This window comes from Leptolyngbya sp. FACHB-711 (assembly GCF_014695615.1).
In the GTDB taxonomy this organism is placed as follows: domain Bacteria; phylum Cyanobacteriota; class Cyanobacteriia; order Elainellales; family Elainellaceae; genus Leptolyngbya_A.
Genome location: NZ_JACJOR010000377.1, coordinates 1 through 9,090, shown reverse-complemented (window position 1 = coordinate 9,090; position 9,090 = coordinate 1). Strand labels below are relative to the sequence as shown.

General features: G+C 52.3%; 8 protein-coding genes. 2 read left to right on the top strand and 6 right to left on the bottom strand.

Annotated elements, in window-relative coordinates; genetic code table 11:
• From H6F80_RS15820 to H6F80_RS15800, 5 genes are all read right to left on the bottom strand, one after another.
• Positions 1–1,807 (bottom strand): GUN4 domain-containing protein (locus H6F80_RS15820; protein ID WP_190792489.1); only part of this gene is annotated, 1,807 nt, incomplete at its 3' end.
• A 34-nt stretch (positions 1,808–1,841) separates the two neighbouring features.
• Positions 1,842–2,600, bottom strand: coding sequence for an ABC transporter ATP-binding protein (locus tag H6F80_RS15815; protein WP_190792488.1), 759 nt, complete (start codon positions 2,598–2,600; stop codon positions 1,842–1,844).
• The gene (locus H6F80_RS15810) at positions 2,600–3,208 is read right to left on the bottom strand and encodes a PH domain-containing protein (protein ID WP_190792487.1); all 609 of its coding nucleotides are present in this window, start codon (positions 3,206–3,208) and stop codon (positions 2,600–2,602) included. Before H6F80_RS15810 ends, H6F80_RS15815 begins: the two co-directional genes overlap by 1 nt.
• 141 nt (positions 3,209–3,349) lie before the next feature.
• Complete coding sequence (gene tkt, locus H6F80_RS15805; protein ID WP_190792486.1) at positions 3,350–5,362, bottom strand: transketolase; 2,013 nt, start codon at positions 5,360–5,362, stop codon at positions 3,350–3,352.
• A 386-nt stretch (positions 5,363–5,748) separates the two neighbouring features.
• Positions 5,749–6,816, bottom strand: a complete 1,068-nt coding sequence (locus H6F80_RS15800; protein WP_190792485.1) for a sulfate ABC transporter substrate-binding protein — start codon at positions 6,814–6,816, stop codon at positions 5,749–5,751.
• A gap of 190 nt (positions 6,817–7,006) precedes the next feature.
• Between H6F80_RS15800 and H6F80_RS15795 the strand changes: the two genes are divergently transcribed.
• Together H6F80_RS15795 and H6F80_RS15790 are read left to right on the top strand one after the other, a co-directional pair.
• Complete coding sequence (locus tag H6F80_RS15795) at positions 7,007–7,429, top strand: hypothetical protein (protein ID WP_190792484.1); 423 nt, start codon at positions 7,007–7,009, stop codon at positions 7,427–7,429.
• Complete coding sequence (locus H6F80_RS15790; protein WP_190792483.1) at positions 7,429–8,505, top strand: YheT family hydrolase; 1,077 nt, start codon at positions 7,429–7,431, stop codon at positions 8,503–8,505. Before H6F80_RS15795 ends, H6F80_RS15790 begins: the two co-directional genes overlap by 1 nt.
• 122 nt (positions 8,506–8,627) lie before the next feature.
• Here the strand turns inward: H6F80_RS15790 and H6F80_RS15785 are convergent.
• Positions 8,628–9,090: SRPBCC family protein (locus H6F80_RS15785; protein ID WP_518523596.1), on the bottom strand; the 463-nt coding region annotated here is incomplete at its 5' end.

Sequence of the window (9,090 nt, the reverse complement as noted above, 5' to 3'; positions counted from 1 at the left end):
GCTCTAGCTTGCAGTTTCTCAGCCGGGTCATCCATGCCCGTAAGCGCGACACATCAACGCGCCAGCCTCCCTGTCCGAACCCGATGCCACCAAGCTGAAAGGCGTATGGACGCGGAATTACCCAGAACCAGTAAGCCGGAAACTGCCCCGCCGGAATATCAGGACGGCTTGCCAGATCTGTATGGAAATCGAGCCATTTGTAAAACTTGAGAAATTGCAGCCGATTATCCCACCAACCAATTCGTCGTACAAATTCCTGGATATAAAGCTGCTGTAAGCGATCGCCTTTCAGCTTGCTTTGATGCTCGTCTTGCAGGTCTTTGATCACTTTCTTATAGACCTCTTGCTGAGCGAATAAGCCGTATCTGCCTTCGCTTGCAACACTCCATAGGCGATCGATTCGCTCCAGGGCATCGTTCTGCGTTATTGTTTCGATCGCCTGCATATTGAGCCAGTTCAGGGAGGGATTGGGGGAAAGCTTGAGCAAAATCTCGAAGGTTATCTGGTCTGCTTCCCACCAGTCGCGCTGTCCTTCCTTGCCTAAATGCTTTTCTAATTCCTGAAAAGCTTGCTCCAGCTCCGATTGAACGATAATTGTAGAACCAACTGTAGAACCTTCCTGAGAGCCTGAATTTTTCTCCTGGGTATTCGGTTTAGCATTCGCATTTGCGCTGACCTTGGACCCAGGTTGAGATTGATTCAACGAACTATCAGCGAAAAGGACATCCGCTTCTTCGGTCACTCGCGTTTCGGGCTTCAGGTGAGCGGTTGAAACTAAGGGGCGAGACGTGCTATGACCGGGTTCAGAATTTGTGGGGTTAAACAATTCATCTTTAATTTTGTCTTCGAGAGCCTGAATGCCTGCCGAGGCAAAGGAATCTTCGATCGGCGGAAAAGCCTCATGATGGCTATCGCGCCTTGCGTCCTGCATGACTTCCCGTTCTAGCCTCAGCACATCTTCACTCCGAAGTTTGAGCTTGCGCTGAAGCTCCCACAGCTCATCCTGCACTGACTCGCTATATAAAAAAGCTCTCGAACCCTCAAACTCTTCTCGATATTTCTCAAGGTTTGCTTTGTACTGCTGCTGCTCTGCGTCCAGTGCCTCAAGGCTGCGAATTTCGATCGCCTCTATATGCTGATCGGTCAGATTTAGCGTTTGCTGCAACGATCGCAAGCCTAACTTCAGCACTTCGTTCAGCGGAAACTGAAACCGAATTGCCTGGGCAAAAGCAGCTTGATAACGAGAAATGGCTTCTGGATTGGACAGCTCCTCAGGCGTGACCGCTGCTGGCTCTGGTTCTGGCGCAGTGTGAGTCTCTGAAGGACTAGCGTTCGCGGGTGCTGCCAAATTTTCTAGAGTAGGTGCAACTGGGCTGTTTTGATGGGTCGCTTGATCGAGGTTGTGTTCAGCAAGCAAAACTGGGCTGGGATCGGGCTGTTGGGCAGACTGTGAATCTAATAGTGAATCTGTCTGCGAATCCGTCTGCGAATCCGTCTGCGAATCCGTCTGCAAATCTAACGGTAAATCCGTTTGTGAATCTAACGGTGAACTTGTCTGCAAGTCCTTCTGAAAGCTCGTCTGGAAATCCGCCTGTGAATCCGAGTTTGAATTCGCCTGCAAATCTGTCTGTGAATCCGCCTGAAAGTCTAACTGTAAAACCGATCGCTCGATCGCCTCAGCTTCCTGGCTTAATAGCTTTAGATAACGTTGTTGTCGCTCTAGAATTTGCCGGACATCAGGCGAGATTAGCCCGTTAGGAGCATAGTGCCGAACGATTTCCCGATACTGCTCTGATGCGGAAGTCATAACAGGATCTCGATTAACGATCTGAATCCTAATCTTACTCCCACTCTTCCGTTGCTTCGACTTCCCTCTGAAGGAGAGTTTCTTTCACCTCGTGCCAGTCAAGGCGATCGATCGGGGCATCAGCGGCTAATCGACCGCGATCGAGCAAGAGCATCCGGGTGCAAAACTGCTGCGCCAGCTCAAGCTGATGATTCACCATCAAAATTGCCGTGCCTTCTGTCTGTGAAAGATCGTTCAGCACCTCCAGCAAATTTTGGGCGCGTCCAGCATCAAGGGCAGAAGTCGGCTCGTCCAGCAAAAGCACCTTTGGCTGAGTCATTAATGCTCGAGCGATCGCTACAAGCTGTCGTTGTCCCACCGAAAGCTGAATCTCCGATCGCTCCAGCCACTCTTGCGGAATGTGCAGTCGTTCCAGCCAGAGCTGCATTCGTTGTTCAAGCTCGCGCTGGGGCAATTTGCGAAGCTGGAGCGGATATTTCAAAGCGGCGCGTACCGTCATTCCAAGCAATTTTGATTCTTGAAGAACCAGCACCACCTGCTGCCGAAGCTCAACCGGGGGAATTTGCCGAATTTCTTGCTGCTGAAAAAACACCTGCCCCTGAGAAACTTCGCTTAGCCGATTCAGCACCCGCAGCAGCGTCGTTTTGCCCGCGCCCGACGCGCCCACGATCGCCACCCGATCGCCCGAAAATACCTGAAATGAAACGTCTTGCAGCAGGTAATGCGCCCCAATTCCCGTTTGCAGGCTCACCTGCTCTAATTGCAAAAGCGGATTGGTTTCAGCCGATCGCATTATGCTTGCCCTAGCGCAGTGGTGATCGTCCAGGCATCGATTGCCAGCAGCATTAGGGTCAACAGCAGCAAAATCAGATACATCCAGGGCTGTGCCAGAGGCTTGACATCTCGCGTATCAATTCCCGTTTTGGCTTCCACAATCCGAACGAGCTGAGCAAAGCCGACAATTCGCATCGGCAGCAGATACGCCCGCTTACCTTGATAGGGGAACTGCTCCGTATCACTGCTCCGGCTAAGAAAGTAATAGACAATACCGCCCTGTCCGGTCGATCGCGGCTTCAACGCCTGAATCTCTGACCACTGAAGCGACCATCCCCTGCGCCATAACCAAGAAATCCAGCCCGGATAGCTCACCCGAATGCCCTGCTCGTCCACCGTCACCCGCTCGGTTAGCGCGACATACAGCAGCCCCAACCCAACGACTAAACCGATCGCCAGCAGTCGGGATGACACCGAAGCCTCGGTCACATCTGCCAGAAACGGTAGGGGCAGCGTCAGCGCAATGTAGAGCAACAGCAGTGTCAGCCGAATCAGGGGTGACAGGCGAAACACCTGCGGCTGGTTTAAATCCAGCTTAGGAGCAGTGAGGTCAGAAGCTTGAGACACGGGCGATTGAGAATGTAAAACGGTTTCAGTTTTAGTATTACAGGTTTTTCTGCATGGGTTGCTATTCTCACGATCGCCAAAAAAAGGGCAGGCAATTAGCCCACCCTGTTATTTCATTGGAGATGTAGCAATGAAACTGCTTTAGCCCAGCAGAGCTTTTGCTTTGCTCACCACGTTATCAACGGTGAAGCCAAACTTCTCCATACACACGCTACCCGGAGCCGATGCGCCAAAGCGATCGATGCTGACCGTATCGCCTTCGCTGCCGGCATAGCGACACCAGCCAAAGCTGATTCCGGCTTCCACTGCCAACCGCTTCTTCACGTTCTTTGGCAGAACGGACTCTTTGTAGGCGGCATCCTGCTCTTCAAATACTTCCCACGACGGCATGGAGACGACGCGCACCTTCTTGCCTTCGCCCCGAAGCTGATCAGCCGCTTTAACGCAGAGGGAAACTTCGCTGCCCGTGCCGATCAGGATAATATCCGGTGTGCCTTCGCTGTCGGACAACACATACGCGCCCTTCGTCGCCTGCTCGATCGACCCACCCAAGTTGGGCAAACCCTGACGCGACATTGCCATCAACGTCGGGCGGTGCTGATTCGCGTACTCCACTGCTACTTTGTAGGCCGCAGAGGTTTCGTTACCGTCAGCCGGACGGAACACCGTCAGATTCGGAATGGTTCGCAGTGAGGCGATCGTCTCCACCGGCTGGTGCGTCGGGCCATCTTCGCCCAGGGCGATCGAATCGTGGGTCATGACCCAGATCACGCCGCAGCGTGACAGCGCAGACAAACGAATTGCCGCCCGCATATAGTCGGTAAACACCAGGAAGGTTGCGCCGTAAGGAATCAAACCCGATCCGTGCAGGGCCATGCCGTTGCAGATCGCGCCCATGCCGTGTTCCCGTACCCCAAAGCGGAGGTTGCGTCCGCCGAAGCTGCCTTTCTGGAAGTCGCCAAAACCCTTTAGATAGGTGAGATTGGAGTGGGTCAGGTCTGCCGAGCCGCCAACCAGTTCCGGCAGTGCTGGAGCCAGGGCATTCAGCGTTTTTTCTGAAGTTTGACGGGTTGCCAGTGCTTTGTCTTCCGGGCTGTAGACAGGCAGAGCTTTGTCCCAGCCTTCGGGCAACTTGCCGCTGATCATGCGCTCAAACTCAGCCGCTTCGTCTGCGTACTTGGTTTTGTACTGGGCAAAGGTTTCGTTCCACTCGGCTTCCAGGCTGGCTCCGCGATCGACTGCCTGACGGAAGTGGTTCAGCGCGTCTTCGGGCACTTCAAACGAGCCATAGGTCCAGCCCAGCTTGTCGCGGGTAAGTTGAATTTCGTCGCCGCCCAGCGGAGAACCGTGAACGCCTGCCGTATTTGCCTTGTTGGGCGATCCATAGCCGATCGTCGTTGTCACCTTGATCATCGTCGGTTTGTCGGTGACTTTCTTCGCTTCTTCGATCGCCGCCGCAATCGCCTTCAGGTCCGTATTGCCGTTTTCAACGTGGATTGTGTGCCAGCCATACGCCTCAAACCGCTTGCTCACGTCTTCGGTGAACGACACATCGGTGGAGCCGTCGATCGAAATATGGTTGTCGTCGTACAGCGCGATCAGCTTGCCCAGTCCCAGGTGTCCTGCCAGCGAGCAAGCCTCACCGGAAACGCCTTCCATATTGCAGCCATCGCCCAGAATCACATAGGTATAGTGATCAACAATCGTGCTGTCGGGCTTATTAAAGCGAGCCGCCATGTGTGCCTCTGCCATTGCCAGACCCACCGCATTTGCAATGCCCTGCCCCAGCGGACCTGTGGTCACTTCGACTCCGAGCGTTTCAAAGTTCTCTGGGTGTCCAGGGGTTTTCGACTCCCACTGACGGAAACTCTTGAGATCGTCCAGCGTCACGCTGTCATAGCCCGTCAGATGCATCAGGGCATACTGCAACATACAGCCGTGTCCAGCAGACAGCACAAACCGATCGCGGTTGTACCACTTGGGATTCTTGGGATTAAACCGCATGAACTGATCCCACAGGACAAACGCCATCGGCGCAGCTCCCATAGGCAGTCCGGGATGACCCGATTTCGCCTTTTCAACGGCATCGACTGCTAGAAAGCGAATCGAATTAACACACAATTCCTCAATCGATTGGGTTGTTGCGACAGCCATGACTTCCTCTATTCAACAAACGGCTTGGCGAGATGGACAGGAGATCAGCAGTTCAAAATCTGCGTCCAGTACACGAAGACCGGATCACAAACAGTAAGTAACTATACTTATCGATATTGCTTATAGTTTATAACTTATGAGGCGAATGATCTATCCTTTGTCCCTTTTAAACCTAATACAAAACGGATTTCTCTTAAGCAGCAGGATATCGAAACCGGGAGAGGATGCCTGCAATAGCTTCTAACCCGCCTAAAGAATCGATCGCCCCACTCGTTGAGAGTAAAGCGATCGAGTCCTAAAGAGAGGAGAATCTGACGCGATGTTCTGAGTGGCAAGCTCAAAAGATTGGGCACCACAATCAGAGCAAATAACTGGTACTTGCTAAACTAGCCTTGTCCAGCCTGTGCCTGAATCTTGTCAAAGGCAGCTCCATCATCGAAGAACTTTTCCTGCACCTGGCTCCAGCCGCCAAAATTCTGCACAGTGCTTAGATTTTTGATTTTGGGGTATTCGCTGGCAAACTCCTGAGCAACGGAAGTATCTACAGGACGGAAGCCAACCTTCGCGAACTCACGCTGCGCCTCAGGGGTGTAAAGGAACTGCACAAACGCTTCTGCAACTTCCCTGGTGCCGTGCTTGTCTACATTGGTATCGACTACTGCAATGGGATTGTCGATCGAAATATTGGGGTCAGGAATCACATAGGGCAGCACTTCGCCTTTTTGTTTCGCCAGCAGCACTTCGTTCTCGTAGTTCAGCAGCACATCGCCCTGCTTTTGCTTAAAGAAGACATCAGTTGATTCGCGAGCATCTTTGGGTAGCACGGGCACGTTCTTGAAAACATCAGTGGCGTATTGCAGTGCCTTCGCATCTTCAGCGTTTTGTGACACCGAACCCCACAGTCCTAGGAAGTTCCAGCGCGCACCTCCAGAAGTTTTCGGATTCGCCGTGATCACTTTTACATCGCTGCGGGTTAAGTCTTGCCAGGATCTCACATTCTTGGGATTGCCTTCGCGAGTTACCAGCGCAATCACCGATTTCGTCACGATGCTGTCGTTGGGTAGTTCTTTTTCCCAACCTGACTCAATCAGTCCTGCTTTCTCGATTTTCTGTGTATCGAGTGCCAGTGCCAGCGCAACCACATCGGCTTCCAGTCCATCAATAACCGCGCGAGTTTGAGAACCGGAACCGCCGTAGCTCTGGTTAAAGGTTACGTCCTGGTTATGTTCCTGCTTCCATTTATTCGTAAACAGCGGAATGATCTTTTCGTAAGCAGCCTGAGTTACCGCAAAAGAGACAAACGTTAGCTCGGCAGGCTGACCTGCTGAATTGCCGTCTCCAGATGCAGTGGTTTGGGTTGTTCCGCTGCCTGTGCAGGCCGCAAGGCTAATGCTCAAGCTAACCCCAGCCAGCAGCAGCGCCACAAATCGCCGCAGTTTACGAATCTGAAACATCTTTGCCCTCCAAAATACGGTAAATCAATCAGGATACTCAACTATGGATTTGAGACTAACCGATCGCCAACAGAAAGTCCAGTAAGTTTATCGGATAAGTTGGGTATCTAGGTACACTCGCTCACCTACCCACCGACTCACCCCTCCCCAAAAAACGCTATAAAAACAATGAAGTTAGGAATTACCCGCAATGCAATTTGGACCTGGTGTACTGCCTACGTTTCTCTACTACTTCACAGCAACAGCAGTCATTGTCGGTTTTGTCACAATTCGAGGGTTGCATTTTGGTTCAGAAACAGGCGTACCGCAGATCCTGGGGGTGATCGCCGGACTGATTGCAGGGGGGCTGGGAACCTCTTTCAACCGTACGACCACGCTGACGGTTTCAGTTGCAAGCAGAAAGAAATTTGTAAATCAGCTTGAAAGTACGCTGAGCCAGATGGGATACGAAAAAACGGCAGAAGAAGGTGAGGTTTTGACTTTTGAGCGATCGGCAGGAACCCTATCGCCCAGTAAAATCTATGTGCAGCTTGAAGGCGAAACGGCGACGATCGCCAGTCGTGCCCGAATTTTGCGTCAGGTGAAACAAGCCCTTGAACCGTCAGGAGTTTAATGAGTTCCCTCAAAAATTCAGGTGTTCTGGATACTTCTTTTTTGCCGCCGTGGGGCTTACGCAATGGCTATGCGATGACGGTATTCATAGCCCTGCAAGCGAGTCGTCAGTGGCAACAGTGGACGATTGACCCTGAGCCTTCCTATCGATCCCAGATATTTCTGGGGCAGGGTAATGTGCCAATTTTCGGATGGGTGGCAGTTCCAGAGTCGCCTAAGGGGACAATCGTGGGAACTTACGGAATTACGGGCACGCTGGAAAATCAGTGGTTTCTGCAACTTCTCGGACGCAAGGCATTTGCTCAGGGCTATGCGGTCGTCTTATTCGACTGGCGGGCACATGGCAAAACAGCAGAGCTGTCGCCGACGCTCACTTCTGATGGAATCTATGAAGGGCAAGATTTCGTTCACATCGCGGCAAAGGCAAAAGCGTTGGGCTGTCCGCCGCCTTTCTGGTTTACAGGCTACTCATTGGGCGGTCAGCTTGCGCTCTGGGGCATTCAGGAAGCATCTCACGCTGAGAATTTTGCCGATTTGGGCATTGAGCCGTCCGATCTAAGAGGTGGAGCGGTGATTTGTCCCAGTCTGGATTCCCACCGATCGCTTGCCTACCTGATGAATGATCCATTGGGAAAACATCTGGAACGGGGAATCGCCCGTGCCCTTAAGCAGCTTGCCCTAGAAATTCGGCAATATCATCCGGGCAGTCTCGATCCAGCGGCGATCGATCGGGCAAATAGTATCTGGGGCTTTGATCACGAACTGGTGATTAAACCATTAGGCTTTCCCTCGGTTGAGGCGTACTACGATGCCAGTAGTCCTTTACCCCTGCTGCCTCACCTGACCAAGCCAACGCTGATTCTGTATGCAGCAGACGATCCGTTGTTTGACCCGACGATCGTTCCTGATCTCCAGGCTGCCTGCGCGTCAAATGAAGCGATCGATCTGATGTTGACCCAATATGGGGGTCATGTGGGCTATTTCAGCAGCAAAGCCTGCCAACGTCGCTTCGGCGATTGTGACCCCTGGTGGGCATGGAATCGAATTTTAGAATGGATCGATCGGCAGTCAGCCTAGGTCTGCTCAACCTTATAAAGTCCCCCCTTTTGAGGGTGTGGGGGGCTGCAAAACCTTGAACTGAGGCTGACCGTTTACTGCACGCCCTCTATTAAAAATGACTGCTCAATTAAAATACTCAGTTAAGCAGCCGAATTTGTGTGAGCGGCGATCGCATATTCCTTAAACCGCTCCAGATCTGCCATAAGCGTCGATTCAACCACCCGTCCCAAAAACAAATTGTCCATAATTTTGCCAATCACGCCTGGAATTGCATAGGACACGCTGAGCCGCACAATACTGTACTCGCCGCGATCGTAAAACCGAATTGCGCCCCGGTTAGGCAGCCCGTCAACCGACTCCCACTGGATAATCTGATGGTGAATCTGCTTGAGAATGCGCGATTTCCAGCTAAACTCTAGTCCTCCGGTTGCTAGCTTCCAGCGCGACAGATCGGGATTGTCTTCCAGCACCTTCACAGACTCGATCCATTTCATCCAGTTCGGCATCTGCTCCAGGTCAGCCCACAACCCCCAAACCTGCTCCATTGGAACGGGAACCTCGATCTGGACACTATGCTCAAGCCAATTTGACATAAAAATTTGA